Origin of the sequence: Bradyrhizobium sp. JR4.1, assembly GCF_040548605.1 — a bacterium.
Lineage (GTDB): Bacteria > Pseudomonadota > Alphaproteobacteria > Rhizobiales > Xanthobacteraceae > Bradyrhizobium > Bradyrhizobium canariense.
Genome location: NZ_JBEPRY010000009.1, coordinates 44,644 through 63,976 on the forward strand (window position 1 = coordinate 44,644; position 19,333 = coordinate 63,976).

The 19,333-nt window shown below is 64.5% G+C and carries 16 protein-coding genes; 7 read left to right on the plus strand and 9 right to left on the minus strand.

Going from position 1 to position 19,333, the window contains the following annotated elements; all coding sequences use genetic code 11:
• Positions 1-60: 60 nt before the first annotated feature.
• The 5 genes from ABIB90_RS19385 (at position 61) to ABIB90_RS19405 (ending at position 6,193) form a co-directional block, all read left to right on the plus strand.
• Positions 61-1,005: an ABC transporter substrate-binding protein gene (locus ABIB90_RS19385; RefSeq protein WP_354201203.1), complete on the plus strand. Its 945-nt coding sequence runs from the start codon at positions 61-63 to the stop codon at positions 1,003-1,005.
• Between the two features lie 73 nt (positions 1,006-1,078).
• The gene (locus ABIB90_RS19390; protein ID WP_027519414.1) at positions 1,079-1,852 is read left to right on the plus strand and encodes an ABC transporter permease; all 774 of its coding nucleotides are present in this window, start codon (positions 1,079-1,081) and stop codon (positions 1,850-1,852) included.
• Positions 1,849-2,634: an ABC transporter ATP-binding protein gene (locus ABIB90_RS19395; RefSeq protein ID WP_007601311.1), complete on the plus strand. Its 786-nt coding sequence runs from the start codon at positions 1,849-1,851 to the stop codon at positions 2,632-2,634. The genes ABIB90_RS19390 and ABIB90_RS19395 overlap by 4 nt, the downstream gene beginning before the upstream one ends.
• Complete coding sequence (locus ABIB90_RS19400; RefSeq protein ID WP_354201204.1) at positions 2,627-3,859, plus strand: Zn-dependent hydrolase; 1,233 nt, start codon at positions 2,627-2,629, stop codon at positions 3,857-3,859. The genes ABIB90_RS19395 and ABIB90_RS19400 overlap by 8 nt, the downstream gene beginning before the upstream one ends.
• A gap of 1,194 nt (positions 3,860-5,053) precedes the next feature.
• On the plus strand, positions 5,054-6,193 hold the full coding sequence (locus tag ABIB90_RS19405; RefSeq protein ID WP_354201206.1) for an MFS transporter: 1,140 nt from the start codon (positions 5,054-5,056) through the stop codon (positions 6,191-6,193).
• Positions 6,194-6,199: 6 nt separating this feature from the next.
• On the opposite strand, the gene ABIB90_RS19410 is transcribed toward ABIB90_RS19405, so the two are convergent.
• On the minus strand, positions 6,200-7,189 hold the full coding sequence (locus ABIB90_RS19410; RefSeq protein WP_354201207.1) for a Bug family tripartite tricarboxylate transporter substrate binding protein: 990 nt from the start codon (positions 7,187-7,189) through the stop codon (positions 6,200-6,202).
• Positions 7,190-7,485: 296 nt separating this feature from the next.
• On the opposite strand from ABIB90_RS19410, the gene ABIB90_RS19415 reads away from it, so the two are divergent.
• On the plus strand, positions 7,486-10,323 hold the full coding sequence (locus ABIB90_RS19415; protein ID WP_354201208.1) for an ATP-binding protein: 2,838 nt from the start codon (positions 7,486-7,488) through the stop codon (positions 10,321-10,323).
• Between the two features lie 23 nt (positions 10,324-10,346).
• On the opposite strand, the gene ABIB90_RS19420 is transcribed toward ABIB90_RS19415, so the two are convergent.
• The 3 genes from ABIB90_RS19420 to ABIB90_RS19430 all read right to left on the minus strand — a co-directional run bounded on the left by ABIB90_RS19420 (position 10,347) and on the right by ABIB90_RS19430 (position 14,008).
• The gene (locus tag ABIB90_RS19420; RefSeq protein ID WP_354201209.1) at positions 10,347-11,285 is read right to left on the minus strand and encodes an aldo/keto reductase; all 939 of its coding nucleotides are present in this window, start codon (positions 11,283-11,285) and stop codon (positions 10,347-10,349) included.
• An 84-nt stretch (positions 11,286-11,369) separates the two neighbouring features.
• Positions 11,370-12,866 (minus strand): MDR family MFS transporter, encoded by a 1,497-nt coding sequence (locus tag ABIB90_RS19425; protein WP_219683095.1) that lies wholly within the window; start codon positions 12,864-12,866, stop codon positions 11,370-11,372.
• Positions 12,863-14,008 (minus strand): HlyD family secretion protein, encoded by a 1,146-nt coding sequence (locus ABIB90_RS19430; protein WP_354201210.1) that lies wholly within the window; start codon positions 14,006-14,008, stop codon positions 12,863-12,865. The genes ABIB90_RS19425 and ABIB90_RS19430 overlap by 4 nt, the downstream gene beginning before the upstream one ends.
• A 216-nt stretch (positions 14,009-14,224) precedes the next feature.
• Between ABIB90_RS19430 and ABIB90_RS19435 the strand changes: the two genes are divergently transcribed.
• Positions 14,225-14,785, plus strand: a complete 561-nt coding sequence (locus ABIB90_RS19435; protein ID WP_354201211.1) for a TetR/AcrR family transcriptional regulator — start codon at positions 14,225-14,227, stop codon at positions 14,783-14,785.
• 49 nt (positions 14,786-14,834) lie between these two features.
• Here the strand turns inward: ABIB90_RS19435 and msrA are convergent, their stop codons facing one another.
• The 5 genes from msrA to ABIB90_RS19460 form a co-directional block, all read right to left on the minus strand.
• Positions 14,835-15,350 (minus strand): peptide-methionine (S)-S-oxide reductase MsrA, encoded by a 516-nt coding sequence (gene msrA / locus ABIB90_RS19440; protein WP_219683097.1) that lies wholly within the window; start codon positions 15,348-15,350, stop codon positions 14,835-14,837.
• Positions 15,351-15,502: 152 nt separating this feature from the next.
• Positions 15,503-15,925 (minus strand): OsmC family protein, encoded by a 423-nt coding sequence (locus tag ABIB90_RS19445; RefSeq protein ID WP_007601290.1) that lies wholly within the window; start codon positions 15,923-15,925, stop codon positions 15,503-15,505.
• 196 nt (positions 15,926-16,121) lie between these two features.
• Positions 16,122-16,970 carry an enoyl-CoA hydratase/isomerase family protein gene (locus ABIB90_RS19450; protein ID WP_354201212.1) on the minus strand — a complete coding sequence of 283 codons (849 nt, stop codon included), beginning with the start codon at positions 16,968-16,970 and terminating at the stop codon, positions 16,122-16,124.
• A gap of 61 nt (positions 16,971-17,031) precedes the next feature.
• The gene (locus ABIB90_RS19455; protein ID WP_354201213.1) at positions 17,032-18,345 is read right to left on the minus strand and encodes an epoxide hydrolase family protein; all 1,314 of its coding nucleotides are present in this window, start codon (positions 18,343-18,345) and stop codon (positions 17,032-17,034) included.
• A gap of 261 nt (positions 18,346-18,606) precedes the next feature.
• Positions 18,607-19,332 carry a VOC family protein gene (locus ABIB90_RS19460; RefSeq protein ID WP_007601285.1) on the minus strand — a complete coding sequence of 242 codons (726 nt, stop codon included), beginning with the start codon at positions 19,330-19,332 and terminating at the stop codon, positions 18,607-18,609.
• Position 19,333: the final 1 nt, after the last annotated feature.

Genomic DNA, 19,333 nt, shown 5'->3' on the forward strand with positions numbered 1-19,333 from the left:
ATTGGGACTGACAATGATCAACAGGACGTCAATCCATCGATCGGCAAGAGGACGACAATCATGCGTAGTTCGAAAGTATTTGCGGCAGTCATTGCGCTTACGGTCTCCACCCCCGTGCTCGCCGACGACGTCAAGGTCGGCGTCGGCATCTCCGGATGGACCGGCTTCGCGCCGCTGACGCTGGCGAAGGAGGCCGGCATCTTCAAGAAGAACGGCCTCGACGTCACCATCAAGAAGATTCCGCAGAAGGATCGCCATCTCGCGATCGCGTCCGGCGACGTCCAGTGCGCGGCAACGACCGTGGAGACCTGGATCTCCTGGAACGCCAACGGCGTCGCGACCAAGCAGATCTTCCAGCTCGACAAGAGCTACGGCGCCGACGGCATGGCCGTGCGGAACGAGCTCGCCGCGATCAAGGATCTGAAGGGCAAGACGGTTGCGGCTTCCGCGCCCGGCACCTCGCCCTATTTCGCGCTGGCCTGGATGCTCAAGAAGAACGGCCTGTCGGTGAAGGACGTCACCGTCGTGAACCTCGAGCCGGCCGCGGCCGCGCAGGCCTTCGTCTCCGGCCAGAACGATGCCGCGATGACCTACGAGCCGTATCTGTCGACGGTTCGTGCCGCCCCCGACAAGGGCAAGATCATCGCCACCACGCTCGACTATCCGATGGTCATGGACACGTTCGGCTGCACGCCGAAATTCCTCACCGAGAACCCGAAGGCCGCCAAGGCGCTCGCCGACAGCTATTTCGAGGCCCTCGACATGATCGCCAAGGACCAGGCCAAGGCCTACGATATCATGGGCGCCGACGTGAAGCAGAGCGGCGAGGCATTCGGCAACTCGGCGAAGTATCTGCGCTGGCAGGACAAGGCCGCGAACCAGAAATTCTTCGCCGGCGACTTCCTGACCTTCAACAAGGAGGCTGCCGACCTCCTGCTGGAGATCGGCATCATCAAGGCCGCGCCGAAGGTCGAGGATCTCTTCGACGCGAGCTACATCAAGTAAATCTCCCAGGAGCCGCCGGCCCCGTCTCGCGGCGGGGCCGGTAGACTTGTTCACCACCCGGATACACAGTTTGATGCGTCCCCTCGATCCCGTGACGTCAAGGCAGCGCGTGGCTTACGGCCTTGCGTTCTTCGTGGTGTTCGTTGCCCTCTGGTCCTGGGCAACCTTCGGCGGCCACGTGTCGAAAGTGTTCCTCGCCAACCCGCTGACCATGGTGCAGGAAGGCGTCGATCTGATCGTCAAACAGGGCTTCCTGTTCGACATCGGCATGACGATCTGGCGCGTCGTCGGCGGCTTCGTACTGGCCGCCATCATCGCCGTGCCGTTCGGCGTGCTGATGGGGGCCTACAAGCCGGTCGAGGCATTCCTTGAACCGTTCGTCTCCTTTGCGCGCTATCTGCCGGCCTCCGCTTTCATTCCCCTCCTGATCCTGTGGGCCGGCATCGGCGAGTTGCAGAAGCTGCTCGTCATCTTCATCGGCTCGGTGTTCCAGATCATCCTGATGATCGCGGTCACCGTCGGCACCACGCGGCGCGACCTGGTCGAGGCGGCCTATACGCTGGGGGCCAGCGACCGCGGCATCATCCGCCGCGTGCTGTTGCCCTCTTCCGCGCCGGAGATCGCCGAGATCCTGCGGCTGGTGCTGGGCTGGGCCTGGACCTATGTCATCGTCGCCGAACTGATCGGCTCCTCCTCCGGCATCGGCCACATGATCACCGACAGCCAGGCGCTGCTCAACACCGGCCAGATCATCTTCGGCATCATCGTGATCGGGCTGATCGGCCTGGTCTCGGACTTCCTGTTCAAGGCATTCAACGCGTGGCTGTTTCCCTGGAGGCTCGCATGACGATCCTCAAGATCGAACAGGTCTCGCGAACCTTTCCCGCGCGCCACGGCAACGCGCCGACGAGGGCGCTGGAGCCGACCGATCTTGTGATCGGCAACAACGACTTCGTTACCATCCTCGGCCCTTCCGGCTGCGGCAAGTCCACGCTGCTTCGCATCGTCGCCGGCCTCGATCGCCCGACCGGCGGACGCGTGGTCCTCGACGGACGCGAGGTCACCGGCCCGGGCGCCGACCGCGGCATGGTATTCCAGTCCTACACGCTGTTTCCCTGGCTGACGGTGCGCGAGAACATCGCCTTCGGCCTGCGCGAGCGTGGCGTGCCCGAGGCGGAGCGAAACAAGATCGCCGACGCCTTCATCCGCCAGGTCGGCCTGTCCGGCTTTGAGAACCATTGGCCAAAACAACTCTCCGGCGGCATGCAGCAGCGCACCGCGATCGCGCGCGCGCTCGCCAATGATCCCAAGATCCTGCTGCTCGACGAGCCCTTCGGCGCGCTTGACAACCAGACGCGCGCCCTGATGCAGGAAATGCTGCTCGGGATCTGGGAGCGCGACCAGAAGACCGTGCTGTTCGTGACCCACGATATCGAGGAAGCGATCTTCCTCGGCAGCCGCGTCATCGTCATGAGCGCACGCCCCGGCCGCATCAAGGCCGAGATCAACGTGGACCTGCCGCATCCGCGCTCCTACAAGATCAAGACCACGCCCGAATTCGTCCAGTTGAAGGAACGGCTGGTCGAGGAGATCCGCACCGAGGCGTTGAAGGTTGCCGAGCATGCCTGAGACCTTTTCACGCGCAAACGGGATGCGCGTTCTCGCCGATCTCCATGCGCTCCGTGCCATCGGCGCCTACAAGACCGGCGTGCACAAGCCGACCTTCTCCGAGCCGCACAAGCTTTCGCTGGATTGGCTGGTGCGGAAGCTACCCGACGCGGGCCTCACCGCCGCGATCGACGGCATCGGCAATGTCTTCGGCACCAGCGCAAAGCCCGGACCCAAGCTGCTCGCGGGATCGCATCTCGAAAGCCAGAACTACGCCGGCTGGCTCGACGGCCCGCTCGGTGTCGTCTACGCGCTCGAAGCGGCCCGCGTGCTCAATGCCGATCCCTCGCTCGAAGGTGCGGTCGAACTTGCCGCCTGGTGCGACGAGGAAGGACACTTTGGGCATTTCCTTGGTTCGCGCTCCTATGTCGGGCAAGTGACCGAGGCCGACATTGATGCCGCACGCGACCGCACCAGCGGCCGCACCATGCGGGACGCACTCGCCGACATGGGGCTCGCAGGACGACCGCGCGCCACCGCCGAGCCGGGCCGGCACGTCGGATATCTGGAAGCCCATATCGAGCAGGGCGACACGCTCGAAAGCGGCCGCCTTGCGATCGGCGTTGTCACCTCCATCGTCGGCATCTGGCAATACCAGATCAATTTCGTCGGTGAGCAGAATCACGCCGGCACGACCCGCATGGCTGCACGGAAGGATGCCGGGCTGGCGCTGGCGAAGTTCTGCGTCGCCATCGACGAACGTTTCCCCGATAGCTGCGGGCCGCGCACGGTCTGGACCACCGGCCGCATCACGCTCGATCCCGGCGCGCCCAGCATCATTCCGGGGGAAGCCGAAATGCTGTTCCAGATCCGCGACGACGATCCTTTTGTCATCGCCCGGCTGGAGCAACTGCTGCGGAGCATGGCGGACGAGGCCAGCGCGAACGGTCCCTGCACCGTCACCGTGGAAAAGATTCGCACTGGCGCGCCGGCCATGATGAACGCGGGCATCCAGGACGCGATCGAAGCCGCGAGCAAGGCCCTGGCCGGCGGACGATCCATCCGCATGCCCAGCGGCGCCGGCCACGATGCGCAGATGCTTGCAGCCGTCATGCCCGCGGGCATGCTGTTCGTGCCGTCGATCGGCGGCATCAGCCATCACTGGACCGAGAACACCGCCGAGGTCGACATCATCACCGGAGCCCAGGTGTTCGTCGACGCTTGCAGGCGGATACTCGGCGGCTAGAACGGCGCGCTGCCCCACTCTCTCCCCATCGTCATTGCGAGCGAAGCGACTTGTCCGCCGAAGCTTTAGCGAAGGCGGAAGCAATCCAGAATCCCTCCGCGGCGGCCGACTGGATTTCTTCGCTGCGCTCGCAATGACGGAGTATGAGGTGACGGCTTCGTCCTCCCAGCACCACTGTCATTCCCCGCGAAAGCGGGGAATCCAGTACGCCGCGGCTTCTCGGTTCAATCATAACTGTCTCGGAATACTGGATCGCCCGGTCAAGCCGGGCGATGACAGGGAGTGTGTAGCCGCAGACACGCCTTCGCGTCCTCGCGGCGCACTTCGCCCGAGCTTTGCTTCGTCATTCCACCCTCTTGTCCAAGAGGGCGCAGGGAAGGCCGGGTGCTGACCTCGCACCCGCGGTCCGCTGCGCGAAAATGTAGCGCAAGGAAACCGCACAGCAGCATACAGGTGTAGCCAATCACTCGGCCTTCCCTGCGCGATGGTTGGACGGCTTATGCCGTGCTCTCCCGGGAGCCGAGTTCCTTTTGGCCTCCCTCGCCCTCGCGAAATTCACCGGCACCGCGCCGGTTGACGCAGATGCCGCATTCGCCAGGGCTTGACCGTAGCAACGACGGCCAGGACCACACGGTTTTGCCGTACGCACGGCTCGCCATTTCGCCGCAGTTTTTCCAGCCCTGTCGACGGAGCCGGAAACTTACAGACGAGACGAAGCCTAGCAGCGCCGCTCGTCGGAACGAAGCCTTGGGCTCACGGAGAGCAATCCGCCCTGCCCTTGGCCACTCGCACCCGAACGCTGCCGCGTCCACCGCAAGCCCGGCTCGCGAACGTGACGACCACAAGATCGCCCCTCAAGGATGAGCCGGGATGAGCAGCACATACGCCAAAACCGAATTTCGGTAAAGTAGAATATATTTGCGGTGGGCGATTGACAGGGGGCGACACAGGCGCGGTCCCGTAGCCCGGATGGAGCGCAAGCGTAATCCGGGACGGTGCCGAATGCCGCGCGAGCGGCCCCGGATTGCGCTGCGCTCCATCCGGGCTACGAAGCCTCACTCCTTGGTTCGCACTGGCGTTCCGTCCGCCCCACGGGCCGCCTGCGACAATCCGAGTCCGCCGCGGACATAAAGACGCGACAATTGCGAGGCTTTTCGATTGCCCCTGCCCTGATTCCCTCTCCCCGGAGTTCCCATGTCTTCTGCCGACAGGCCAGCGACACGCCTTGCGACCAGGCTTGCCTTCCTCGTCGCGGGCTTCGGCATCGCGTGCTGGGCACCGCTGGTGCCGTTCGCGAAGGCGCGGCTCGCCGTCGACGACGGCATCCTCGGACTGCTCCTGCTCAGCCTCGGCATCGGCTCGGTCGTCGCGATGGTTCTGACCGGCGTGCTGAGCGCGCGCTATGGCAGCAAGCCGATCATCATTGCGGGCGGGCTCGGTCTTGCCCTGGTCCTGCCTCTGCTGACAATCGCGAGCTCGTCCATGACGCTCGCGCTGGCGCTCTTCGCGTTTGGCGCCGCGCTCGGCTCCATCGACGTCGCCATGAACATCCACGCGGTTGAGGTGGAGCGCGCCGCGGGACGTCCGCTGATGTCCGGCTTCCACGCGCTGTTCAGCATCGGCGGCTTCGCCGGATCCGCGCTGATGACCGCACTGCTCTCGCTGCGACTCGGCGCGCTCGCATGCACACTGATCTGCTCCGTCCTGATGCTGATCGCGACGCTGGCGGCCTGGCCGCGGCTGCTTCGCTCCGTGCAGGTGCAGGAGGGGCCGTTGTTCGTGTTGCCGCATGGCGCCGTGCTCCTGCTCGCGCTGCTTTGCGCCATCACCTTCCTGGTCGAAGGCGCAATGCTCGATTGGGGCGCGCTGCTCGTCATCGGCGCGGGCCTCGTCTCCGAAGCGCAAGGCGGGATCGGCTACATCGTGTTCTCGGTTGCGATGACGATCGGGCGGCTCGGCGGCGACGCCGTCGTCGCACGGATCGGAGACCGCACGACATTGGTCTGGGGCAGCCTGATTGCGATCGCGGGTTTCGTGGTCCTGCTCACGGCTCCCGTCGTGGCGGTCGCCGTAGCCGGCTTCCTGCTCATCGGCCTCGGCGCATCGAACCTCGTGCCGGTGCTGTTCCGCCGGGCGGCGAGGCAGACGGTGATGCCCACGGGGCTCGCCGTCGCGGCGATCACGACCGCCGGATATGCCGGCGTTCTCGTCGGCCCCGCCGGTGTGGGCTTCGTCGCACGTCTTGGCGGATTGCCGATGGCGTTCTGGCTCCTGACCGCGCTGATGGGCCTCGTCACGCTGACGGCGCGCATGGTTACGCGCGCCGACGGCTGAGCGGCCTCACAAATTGCTCAGCCCGATCGATTTGATCAGGGGCGCGAGGCTTGCGGATGTGGCCTCGACGATGCGCTGGAATTTGTCCGGACTTGAATCGTTGTCCGGCTCCATGCCCTGGGCGCGATAGCTCGCCAGAAGCGCCGGTTCGGCCATGGCGAGCCGCGTCGCCTGCGCGATCCGGTCAATGATCGCATCGTCGGTGTCCTTGGGCGCGAACAGACCGAACCATCCCTCATACCGGATGCCGGGCATGCCGGATTCGACGGCGGTCGGGATCTCCGGCGCGCCGCTCAGCCGCGTTTCGGTGGTGACCGCAAGCAGCCTGACTTTCCCCGCTTGAGCCAGCTGCTGCAATTGAACGGACATGACGGCAATGACGAGCGATATCTGGCCGCTGACGAGGTCGTTGGTCGCTTGCGCGATGCCCCGATAGGGCACGTGGACGATGTCCAGCGCGCCGGCCTGCTGCTTGAAGGATTCGCCGACCAGATGGTTTCCGGTGGCGATCCCCGGCGTGCCATAGGACAGCTTTCCCGGATTGGCTTTCGCATAGTCGATCAACTCGCGCAGGTTTGCGGCGGGCACTGAAGGATTGACGGCGAAAACCAGCGCGCTGTTGATCAGCCGGTAGATGGCGCGGAAATCGCCAACCGAATATCCGGGATTCGCCGACGTCATGGGAATGATGACCTGCGTGCTGCCGTTGCCGAGCAGCAGCGAATAGCCGTCGGGCTCCTCGCGTGCGACCGCCGCGGTCCCGATGGCGCCGCCCGCACCGCCGATATATTCGACGAAGGTCGGCCCCAGCAGCGACGGCATCCTGTCAACCCAGGGGCGCGCGATCTGGTCACCCGATCCACCGGGTCCGTAGGGAATCACCAGGCGAATGGGACGAGACGGATAGTCGGCGGCTTGTCCGCTGCGGGGAAGCGCGGCGAGCGCCGCTGCGCTTGTCAACGCGTGCACGAATTGTCGCCGCGTGAAAGAGGCCATGCTGGAAATTCCGGAAGTCGGCAGTCGATGTGGTGGCGGGACCGGCTCCCGGACGATGCCATCGCAGCAATCCGGCATCGCAGTCAATGCTCCATCCGGGCGAGCCTCGGCGTCATCGCATTGTCACATCGGCCTAACTCTTTACTTTCCAAGCACAATTTCGCGAGCGAGCCGACCCAAGCCGTCCACGCAGGGCTGCCAGCCCTGCCCACTGCTTTCGGCCAGTTTACTGTACGCCTCGTTCTGGTAGACCAAAAAGTAATACCTTTTGACTCCCTTCGAGGGGGCGATGGCGCGTGCCAGATCGTAGCGAAGACTCGGCCATTTCCTTTGGGCCATTTCGACTGTTTCCGAAGTCCCGGCTCTTGGAGAAGGAGGGGGCGCCGCTTCATGTCGGCGGCCGCGCGCTCGACATTCTCATCTTCCTTGCCGGACGCCCCGGAGAAGTCGTCGACAAGAGAGAGCTGGTCAAGCGCATCTGGGCCGGCGTCAATGTCGATGAGGGCAGTCTGCGCTTCCACGTCGCGGCGCTGCGCAAAGCGCTCGGCGATACCGGCAAGTCGGCCCGTTACGTCGTTAACGTGCCGGGCCGCGGCTATTGCTTTGTCGCCTCGTTCGCTCAAGCAGCTGCGCCAGCCGCCCCGCTCCCGGCCGAAACCGCCCCTCCCCGCTCCCTGCCCGCTCAGCTAACCAGGATGGTCGGCCGGGAAGATGTCATCGAGAAGATCTCGAACGGACTTTCGCTCTTTCGCTTCATGACCGTCGTCGGCCCGGGCGGCATCGGCAAGACCTCGGTCGCCGTCACCGTCGGGCATCGCCGGTCCCAGGATTTCGGCGGGCGAGTCTTCTTTGTCGATTTCGGTCCGCTGAGGGATGCCAGTCACATCGCGACCACCATTGCTTCGGCGCTCGGACTGACCATCAGCGCGGAAGATCCGACGCCGGCCCTTCTGACTTTTCTCAAGATCGGCCCGGCCCTGCTGATCTTCGACAGTTGCGAACATGTGCTGGATCAATTGGCGCCTCTCGTCGAGCACATCGTTCGCGAAGCACCGCAGCTTCGTGTTCTCGCAACCAGCCGCGAGTCGTTCCGGAGCGAAGGCGAGCGGATTTTCCGGCTGTTCCCACTGGATTGTCCGCCCGAGCGCGAAGGGCTTGCCATCGACGAGGTTCTTGCCTATCCCGCGGCTCAACTCTTTGTGGACCGCATTGCGCAGAGCTCGGGACCGTTTCAGCTCAGCGCAGAAGAGGCGCCCCTCGTCGCGAGCATCTGCCGGCGCCTCGACGGCATCGCGCTGGCGATCGAGCTCGCGGCGGGCCGCGTCAATGCTTACGGCATCGCCGGCACGGCATCTTTGCTCGACAGCCGCTTTTCCCTGCAATGGCGCGGCCGGCGCACCGCCGTGCCACGGCACCAGACGCTCGCTGCGGCTCTCGACTGGAGCTACGACCTTCTGCCTGCCGCGGAGAGCGCCACGCTGCGACGCCTGTCGGTCTTTGCCGGGCCTTTCGCGCCGGAGGCGGCGGCCGCGGTCGCGTCCGGTGACGGCCTCAACGCATCCGAGACCCTCGAAGCAATCGACAGCCTGGTGACCAAGTCGCTGATCTCGCCGTCCGGCTCGCGGACGCTGCGCTATCGGCTGCTCGACACCACGCGCACCTATGCATACGGAAAACTCAACGAGCTCGGCGAAGCCAGGCAGTTCGCGCGGCGTCATGCCGAGCATTTTCGCGATTTATTCCAGCGCGCGGAGGCCGATATTTCGACGCCGCTGCCCGAATGGCTGAGCGTCTATGGCGCGGAGCTGGACAATGTGCGCGCGGCCTTGGACTGGGCCTTCGGGCCCGACGGCGAGGCGACACTCGGCATCGCGCTAACGGCGGCCGCGATCACGCTGTGGGTGCGTCTTTCACTGTTCGCGGAATGCCGTGAGCGCAGCAGAACGGCACTCGCAGCGCTCGGAGACACCGCCGACGATGACCGCATCCGCATGCAGCTCCTGTCGGCACTCGGCTGGTCGCTGATGTATGGCGAGGGCCGCGCGCGCGAGGCGCGGCCGATCCTCGAGACGACCCTCGAGCTGGCTGACAGGCTCGACGACAAGGATTTCCGGCTGCGCGCGCTCTGGGGCTTGTGCATCGACCAGTTCAACAACGGACAGTTCGGCAAGGCCCGTGCGCTCGCCGATCGCTTTGCGAACGCAGCGGCGAATTCGTCCGACAGGACCGACGTCATGCTGGGCGACCGGCTGATGGCCGTGGCGCTGCACTATCTCGGGGATCAGAACGAAGCTCGGCTACGCATCGACCGGGTCAATGCATCGCTGCATGTGTTGGCGGAGAAGCCGAAAATCTTCCCGCTCGATCTGAGAATCTCGACCCAATATTTTCGGGCTCGCATCCTGTGGCTTCAGGGCCTGACCGATCAGGCTCAGGCCCTCACCGCCAGGAACATCGAGGAAGGCCGCGCCAATGGCCACGCACTGACCTTCTGCAGCGTGCTCGGACAGGCCGCCTGCCCGATCGCCTTCTGGTCCGGCGATTTCGAGGCCGCGCAGCGTCACGGCGCCGAGCTGCTCGAACACACCGAGCGACACGCGATCCGGCTGTGGGGCCTGTGGGCTAGGGCCTTCAACGCCGCAGTCATGGTCAAACGCGGCGACTCGACCGGCCTGCCACTGCTGCGCGAGGAGCTCAATCGCGCCGGCGATGCGCGCTTCCTGCCGCGTTTTCTGCCCCTGCTCGGCGAGCTCGCCGCGTGTTCTGGAGAAGCCGACCAGGTCGATCGCGGCCTCGACGTGATCGAGGACGTCCTGACCCGCTGCAACGACCGGCAGGAGCTCTGGTATCTGCCGGAGCTGATCCGCATCAAGGGAGAGTTGATGCTCAGGAGCACCCGGCATTCAGGAGACGCCGAGCCGCGCTTTCGCGAGGCCATGGACATTGCCGGCCAGCAAGGCGCGCGCTTCTGGGAGCTGCGAAGCGCGGTCAGCCTGGCGCGGTACATGATCGGCGCTGGCCAGACCAAGGAGGCCTTGGCAATTCTGGAACGCGCATGCCGGCCGTTCACCGAAGGTGCCGGCATCGCCGAAATCCGCAGCGCCCACGATTTGATCGAGCAGCTCCGAGCTTGACGAGTCGGCTGGCCGGCGCCGATTCATCCGGCGCGCGGAATGAATCCGGGCACGCCGGTCTCGACGACCGTGTTGAACCTGATGTTTGTCGTGATCTCGTCCCTCATCTCTCGCATGGCGTCTTTGGGCAAAGCCGAAATATCGAAGTTCTCCTGGATGCGCCGGGGATTGGTCGAAGTCGTCAGGAAAGCGGTGCCGCGCTGGACGGCCCACGCCAGCGCAATTTGGGCCGGTGTCTTGTGCAAACGCTCCGCGATGGCAGTGATCACCGGATCGGCCAGGACGTTCGGCTTCATCGCGTGCCCCAGCGCTGCAAACGCCTGCAAGACGATCCCGTGCTCTCGACAGAAGTCGAGCAGGTCCCACTCGGGAAGATACGGATGCGATTCGACTTGCACCATGGCGGGCCTGATCCGCGCGACCGAAACGATCTCGCGCAGCTTGTCCAGGGTGATGTCCGACAGACCGATCGACTTGCAGTGCCCCTCGTCGACCAGGCGCTCCAGCGCCCCCCACGTCTCCGCCAGCGTAACCCCTGAATCATAGATGACCCGACCGTGCTCATCTCTCGGATCCTGTTCGTCGCCGGGTTGAAAGGCAAAGGGCGTATGGATGATGTAGCAATCGATCTCGTCGACTTGCAGCCGCCGGCGACTGGCGTCGAAGGCAGGCCTGACCCGTTCCGGCCGATGATTGGTGTTCCATAGCTTCGTCGTAACGAACAGGTCCTTGCGCTGAAGCGTTCCCTCCTTGAACGTCTCCTGCAGCGCATCGCCGACCGCTTCCTCGTTGCGATAGCGCTCCGCGCAATCAAGGTGTCGAAATCCGGCCTCCAATGCAGCCTTGGTGGCCCGCCTGGTCACGAGCGGATCCGGAATGAGCGTGCCAAATCCCACCGCGGGAATCGTCCCGGATTGATGAGTTGGAATCCTCGCATAACGAAGCGTATCTGACGAAGTCATGCTCATACTCCTTTGTTTGTCCTCGGCTCCCTCAAAAGCGAGGGACGAGGTATTCGATGCGATGTCATTCCACGGCTCCAGGCGTTAACCGGTCGGCCGCGGCTTACGGAGAAAAAACACGAGCGGAATCACGACGAGCATGGCGAGCATCAGGATCTCGAACTGGTCGATGACCGCGACGGTCGCCGCCTGACGCGTGACCATGCCGTTGAGGGCGGCAAGGCTTGGCTTCGCGATCGGCCCCCCGACGAATGCAGCGACTCGGTAGGGCGTGAGGTTCTTTGCGAGTGCGACGTGCACAGCCTGCGTGTTGGCGTAGAAGAAGAGCTGGACCACCGCGATGCCGATGGTGCTGCCATAGAGGCGCGACAGGTTGATCAGCGCGCTGCCTTCCGGGCGGAGCTTCGGATCGAGCGTGCCGAACGCGGCCCTGGCGAGCGCGGGCAGCAACATGCCGAGGCCCGCTCCCTGGAGCAGGCCGGCCTCGACCACCGGCCGCCAATCCATCGCCGGTGAATAGCCAAGCATCAGCCAGTTGGCATAGACCACCAGCGTCATTCCACCCACGAGGAACGGCCGGTAGTCGATCTGCGCCGGGACCAGGCTCGTCAGCACCAGCGCTCCCACCAGCGCGACGCCGCGCGGAACGGTCATGTATCCGGTGGTGTCAACGGGGTAGTTGAGCAATTCCTCCAGCATCGGGGACGTCAGGGCCAAGGTCGGCAGCAGCACGAAGCCAACCGCGAAGGAGATGACCGTCGAGAGCACGAGATTGCGGTCCCTGAACAGCGCCGTGCGGAGAAAGTGCTCCTTTGTCGTCATGACGTGCACGACGAAGAGATAGAAGCCGAGCACGGAGGCGCCCGCCTCGATCCAGATTTCCGTCGAGGCAAACCATTCGAGGCGCTCCCCGCGGTCGAGCAACATCTGCAACCCTATCATGCCGACGGAGAACGTCGTCAGGCCGAAGAAGTCGAAGGGCTGGCTCCGCTCAGCCCGCTTCTCGCCGAGCAGCTGAGCCATCGTCAGGAAAATGAAGCCCGTCATCGGCAGGCTGAAATAGAAGATCGCGGGCCAGCCGTAATATTCGCTGAGCCAGCCGCCAATGGCCGGGCCGCTGCTGATGCCGAGCAGGGAGCAGACGGTCCAGGCCAAGTTCATGCGCGCATGTCGCGCCGGCGGTGTCGCCTCGAGCAGGATCGCCAGCGAGAGCGGCGCCAGCGGTCCGCTCGCCGCGCCCTGGAGGATTCGCGCCAGCACGAACTGAATCGACGTCGTCGCCAGCGTGTCGAGGGCGAGACCCAACACGAAGATCGTGACAGCGGCCTGATAGACCACTTTCCGGCCGTAGCGTCCCGCCAGCCATTGCGTGATCGACATGGTCACGGCGCTCGCCGCGATATACGAGGAAAACACCCAGCCGACCTCGTCATTCGCCATCGAGAGCGTCGCCTGAATATGAGGTAGCGCCGCGTTCGGTATCGAAATGTTGACGGCCTGCATGTAGGTCGCCATGAGCGCGGCCGCGGCGATCGCGTGATGACCGCCGGGCGCCGTGGTCGATGGAAGGGGCGTACTCATTTGCCCTCCGTTGCAAGCGCCGGTTGGAGCAGATGCGGCCAGCTGCGGCGATGGCCTGTATCGACCCGCGCCGTCACGCTGATGCCCGAGAACAGTGGCCGGTTCGGATCGAGATCGTCGAGCTCGAGGCGCACCGGCAATCGCTGCACGACCTTGACCCAGTTTCCCGTCGCATTCTCGGGCGGCAGGAGCGAGAAGTCCGAGCCGGTCCCCGGACTCATGCTGACGATGTGCGCCTTGAACTTGCGATCGGGGTAGGCATCGACGTCGATCGTCGCCTCCTGGCCTGGGCGCATGTGGGTCAAGCCGGTCTCGCGGAAATTCGCCTCGACCCAGACGTGCCGGCTCGACAGCAGCGAGAACGTCGTTGCCCCAGCATTGACGAAGCCGCCGATCTGGAGATCGTCCACCTTGGTCACGATGCCGTCGTCCGGCGCCGTCACGGTGGCGTAGGAGAGATCGAGCCGCGCACGGTCGAGCTGTGCCCTGGCCGCGCGAACGGTCGGATGACGGTCGACATCGATATCGGCATCGCCGTTGAGGGCAACGATCGTGTTGGCGATCTGCTGTTCGATCGACGCCATGCGGTGGCGAGCGACCTTCATGTCCGTCTCGGCCCGCTCATACACCGCGCGTGGCGTGAAGTCGGAGTCAACCAGCATCTTCTTGCGATCGAACTCGCGCTCGTCGAAGGTAGCCGTCTCTTTGGCCGACTGCAGCTCCGCCTGCTGCTGACGATGGGTCGCCTTGAGGGACTCGATCTGGAGCCGCGCACTTCCGAGGCGCGCCTCGGCCTGGTCGACGGCAATTTGATAAGGCTCCGGGTCGATGCGAAACAGCACCTGCCCCCGCCGGACGCGCTCGTTGTCGCGCACGGCTATCTCGACCGCCTGGCCGGAAACGCGCGCGTTGACGGTCACCTTGGCGGCACGCACGAAGGCGTCGTCGGTCGAGACATATTGCTCCTGCGCCAGATAGATGAAGGCGCCAACCACGGCCACCGCCATCGGCAGCGCGAGCATCAGCGGCCGTCGCAGCCGCTTGCCGAGCCCTGCCCCGAACCATTGCGCGGCAGCCTCGCTCGGGCGGAAGCTGCTGCCATCGCCGAGCCCGCCGGCGATTGGCGCGAAATCGAAACGCATCGGAAGATCCTCGGGTTCAATCTATTTAATAACGCTCGTTACAAATATTGCACTCCAACGCGGCGATCAAGGCTGCGACCCTTGATTTTTATAACGATCCATACAAATATACGTGTGGAACAGGGCAACCGGGGTTCTGACGATATGGCACGGAAAAAGAGCGAAACGAGCCCGGCGCGCCGGGGACGGCCACCGGCCTACGACGCAGAGACCGCCTTGAAGCGGGCAACGGAGACGTTCTGGAGGACGGGCTATTCCGGTACCTCCCTGGACAAGGTCGCTGCCGCGACCGGGATGAGTCCGCCGAGCCTCTACGCGGCGTTCGGCAACAAGCATGCGCTCTACCTCGAGGCGCTCGCGCGTTATTGGGAGATCAGCCTTGCCGCGACGCGTGAGGCTCTCGCCGGGGACCATCCCTTGGACGAAGCGCTGATGCTGGCCTATGACGCGGCGCTGTCGATTTACTTTTCCGGCAAAGGAGCCGCGCGCGGCTGCTTCGTGGTGGGGACGGCGGTGACCGAAGTCGCCGAAGATGCCGCGATCCGGAGCAGCGTCGCGGCGGGACTGCGGATGATCGATGCCGATTTCGAAGCCCGCTTCCGCCTTGCGCAGGACAAGGGCGAGTTGAAGCGCGACGCCGATCCAGCGGCGCTTGCCATTCTCGCTTCAGCCACGATGCACACCATCGCCATTCGCGCCCGTGCCGGCGCCCGCCGCTCCGAGCTGAGGGAGATGGCCCGAAAAGCGGTCGATGTGATCTGCGGATGCCGACGATGATCTCGCGGATTTCGGGCATGGCTCTCCCCGACAATAACGACGACCAGCTCTAGCCTGCCGCTGCAGCCCCGCGCCGCGGCAGTTTCCAGTCGGGGCGGATGAAGTGGCAGGTGTACCCGTCCGGATAGCGTTCGAGATAATCCTGATGCTCCGGCTCGGCTTGCCAGAACTCGCCTGCGGGCGCGACCTCGGTCACGACCTTGCCAGGCCAGAGACCGGACGCCTCGACGTCTGCAATCGTATCCTTTGCGATGCGCTTCTGTTCGTCGCTGGTATAAAAGATCGCCGAGCGATAGCTCGTGCCCAAATCATTGCCCTGGCGGTTGAGCGTGGTCGGATCGTGGATCTGGAAGAAGAACTCCAGCATGGTCCGAAAGCTGGTCTTGGCGGGATCGAAGGTGATCTCGATCGCTTCGGCATGACCTTCATGATTGCGGTAGGTGGCATTCTTCACAGCGCCGCCGGTGTAGCCGACGCGGGTCGAGATCACGCCCGGCTGCCTGCGGATCAGATCCTGCATGCCCCAGAAGCAGCCTCCGGCTAAAACTGCGCGTTCCGTTGTCATATCTCCACTCCCAATTGATCCGTCTGTCCGTTCTGAATCCGTCGCATCCTATGCTTTTGGCGGCTCAGCCGAAAGCCAGGCATTTGTCCATCCAGCTCCTCTCGCGAGGCGCAAGCTTCCAGAACCGGATGGAGACACAATGAGAGCGCGCCCTACGTCAGTTTAGCGTCGAGCGTGATTGCGGCGTTGAGCACTTTCGACACCGGGCAGTTCTTCTCGGCCTCGCCGGCGATGCGGGCGAAGCCGGCATCGTCGAGGTTCGGCACCTTGGCACGCAAGGTCAGCGCCGATTTGCTGATCTTGAAACCCTTGCCTTCCGGCTCGAGCGTGACCGCGGCTTCCGTCGAGAGTTCGTCCGGCGTGAAGCCGGCGAGTTGCAGGCCGAAGGCCAGCGCCATGGTAAAGCAACCGGCATGGGCCGCAGCGATCAACTCCTCGGGATTGGTGCCCTTCTCGTTCTCGAAGCGGGTCTTGAAGGAATAGGGCGTCGCAGCGAGCACGCCGGATTCGCTCGATAGCTGACCGGTCCCGTCCCGACCGGTGCCCTTCCAGACTGCTGTTGCCTTGCGGATCATCTCAATTCTCCTGGTTGATTTTTTAGCACCGGCGCTCGGTACCGAAGGAAAGCGACATTGGCACGACCGCCTGTCGCCAATTCCAACCGGCCGAGCGCCGCAGCGGTTCCGTCAAGTCCCGTTCCGAACGGGACTTGATTCTTGCTTTGACGCGTTTTCTTCACGCGAACCGGTATCCACTTTGCTCGAAAACGCTCTAGTTACCGATCTGTCCGACGTGGAAGCCGAGCCGGTTCTCGACGTCACCGGCGCGGTGGAAGCCGCGCGACATCAGCGCCTTGATGCGGGTCTGACTCGCGGGGCGGCTGAGCGAGGCCAGGAACGCGTCCCATTCCGGCTTGATCTCGACATCCGGCGGCAGGCTCGCGACGTCGACGAGGCGCTTGGTCTCGGCAATCGCCTCCTTGTCGAAGGACGCGATGCGCATGGCCAGCGCCTCGACGAAGCTGTCGAGCTCGGCATCAGGCAAAGACCGGTTCACGTAGCCGTAACGTTCGGCGAGATCGCCGTGGATGTCATCGGCGCCGAGCAGAACTTCGAGCGCGCGGCCGCGGCCCATCAGGCGCGGCAACCGCGCCATCGGCCCGCCGCCGGGCACCAGGCCCGCACCCACCTCCCATTGCGACAGAATCGCCTTTTCGCGGCTGGCAAAGCGCATATCACTCGCGAGCGCCAGCTCGCTGCCGACGCCGGTCGCGCGGCCCCTGATCGAGGCAATCGAAACAACGGGCGCGCGGCTGAGACGCACCAGCATGTCGGGCAGTGCCTGCAGGCCGGTCGGCCCGGGCGGGATACGAAGCGAATCCTCCAGCGGCGCGAGGAAGTCGTAATGCGTGATGAAGAAGCCGTCGACGGCGCTGTCGAACACCACGACCTTTACCTCAGGATCGGTCTCGATCGCCGTGACGACGTCGTCGAGAAGCGGAAGCTGCTTGGGGCCGAAGATATTGACCGGGGGCATGTCGAAGGTGACGCGCCAGTACGACGGCAGGCGACGTTCCAAGCGGATTTGGTCCGTCGTGAAATTGCGTTCGGGGCGGTTCATGATTGCATTCCTCTCTGTGGGGAAAGAAGGGAACGCGCGGAAGTGCGCGTCCCCGCAGGTCTCAGATCGACTGACGCAGCGGTCGGAAGGCGGCGCGCATTTCCGCGGAGAACAGCGCGGGCTGCTCCCAGGCGGCGAAGTGGCCGCCCTTGTCGAGGCGGTTGTAGTGCATCAGCTTCGGATAGGCCTTCTCGGTCCAGCTGCGCGGCGCGGCGTAGATCTCGTCCGGGAAGACGCTGACGGCGACCGGGATCTTGATGTGCTTGGGCTCGAAGAACACCAGCTTGTTCTCCCAGTACAGCCGCGCCGAGGACACCGCGGTGTTGGTGAGCCAATAGAGCGTGATGTTGTCGATCACGTCATCGCGCGACAGCCCTTCCGTCTTGCCGTCGAACACCCGGGCGATCATCGCGGTGCTGCGCGCATCGTGGTCGAGCATCCAGGACGCGAGGCCCGCCGGCGAATCCACCAGGCCATAGAGCGTCTGCGGCCGGTTCGACATCTCGATGGCGTAGCCGAGACCGTGCTTGTAGAAATCATCGAGCTGATCGTAAGCGTAGCGCTCGTCGGCCGAGAGGTTCGACGGCCGCGATCCGCCGGGCTGAAGCGCCTTGGCGATGTCGTCCGGAACGGTCGCGGGCATGTTGGTATGGATGCCGAGCAGTTCCGGCGGCGCGATCACCGCCATCTGCTCCGTCACGGCATTGCCCCAATCGCCGCCTTGCGCGACATAGCGGTTGTAGCCGAGCCGCTTCATCAGCACGATCCAGGCGCGCGCCACGCGCTGGGGGTCCCAGCCCAGCTCCGTCGGCTTGCCGGAAAAACCGTGACCGGGCAGCGAGGGGATCACAAGATCAAAGGCGTCCGCCGCCGTCGCGCCGTGTGCGGTGGGGTCGGTGAGCGGGCCGACGATTTTCATCTGCTCGATGATCGAACCGGGCCAGCCATGCGTGACGATCATCGGCAGCGCGTTTTCGTGACGCGAGCGGACGTGAATGAAGTGGATGTCGACGCCGTCGATCTCGGTGACGAATTGTGGCAAGGCATTGAGCCGCGCCTCCATCTTGCGCCAGTCGTAGTCGTTCTGCCAATAGCTCACGAGCTGCTGCACCGTCGTCAGCTGCACGCCCTGCGATTGATCGGCAACGATCTCACGATCCGGCCAGCGCGTCGCCCCGAGGCGGCGGCGAAGATCGACCAGATCCTGCTCGGGCACGCTGACGTGGAACGGGCGAACCGCCCCACTCACGCCAGCCTTGGCGGAATGCAGCGGCAACAGGCTCGATACGCTTGCGGCAACCGCGGTCATCGCGGCCTGGCTCAACAGTTGACGGCGGTCTGGATTGAGAATGTCGATACGTGCTTGCGTGGTCATGTTCGATCTCCCTGGCTTTGGTCGGTGACGCTGACCGAATTCGACATCAACGCCTCGGTTCGTCATGCAGAGAGATTGGCGCAGGCCCTGGCAATTTGCTCGTTATGGGTTGTTAGACCGCGTTAGCCGTTGCGAGCCGCGCGACGCCGAGCAGAGCAAGCGGCGATCCACGATGGTCGCCGCCAAAGCAACACGGCGCGCGATGAGCTCAGTCATCGCGCGCCGCGTCGGCTTGCATCAGTCGAGAAGCCGCCGTCCAGCTCAGGATGGCAGCGGCTGGCCCGCTTGCTCGCGGACGATATAGTCGGCATACCAATCGGCCCAGTTCTCATCGTGCCCGCCGGTCCCCTTTTCGTGCTCGCCATGTGCCACCGCCGCGCGGCGCAGTGCTGCGGCCAGCGCAGCCTGCGAAGCGAATGTCGTGCCGTCGCCCGCGATCCGTCCCGGCAATCGCGTCGTGACCTCCTGGAACAGCCAGCCATTGCCGTCGGGATCGCTGAACGAGGCAAATGAGCCGTAGCTGCCGCGCTTCGGGTCAGCACCGCTAACCCGAACGCTGCCGGAGAGATAAGGCTCGTCGGTTCCGGCGTGGACATCGCCGGCACCATGGAATGGAGCGCTGACCTCGATGCCGCGGCCGAGCAGATCCTTTCGCGCCGCCTCCAGATCGGAGACGATCAGGTACAAGCCTCGCGCCGAGCCCGGCGCTGCCGCGGTCACGTTCCTGCCGAAGATCACCGAGCAGGCCGAGCCTGGCGGCGTGAACTGGATCACGCGCCAGTCATTGCCGGAGGCAAAATCGGCGTCAAGTCGCCAACCGAGACGCGCGTAGAAGGCCTTGGCGCGATCGACATCGGACACGGGGATCACGATCACCTCGAGCCTCTGATCAATTCTAGGCGATGTCGAAGGCTTGCTCGCAGACTTGTTGGAAGGGTTCTTAGAAGACTTGGCCGCGGCGTCGCGGTCGATTTCGGTAGTGGCCATG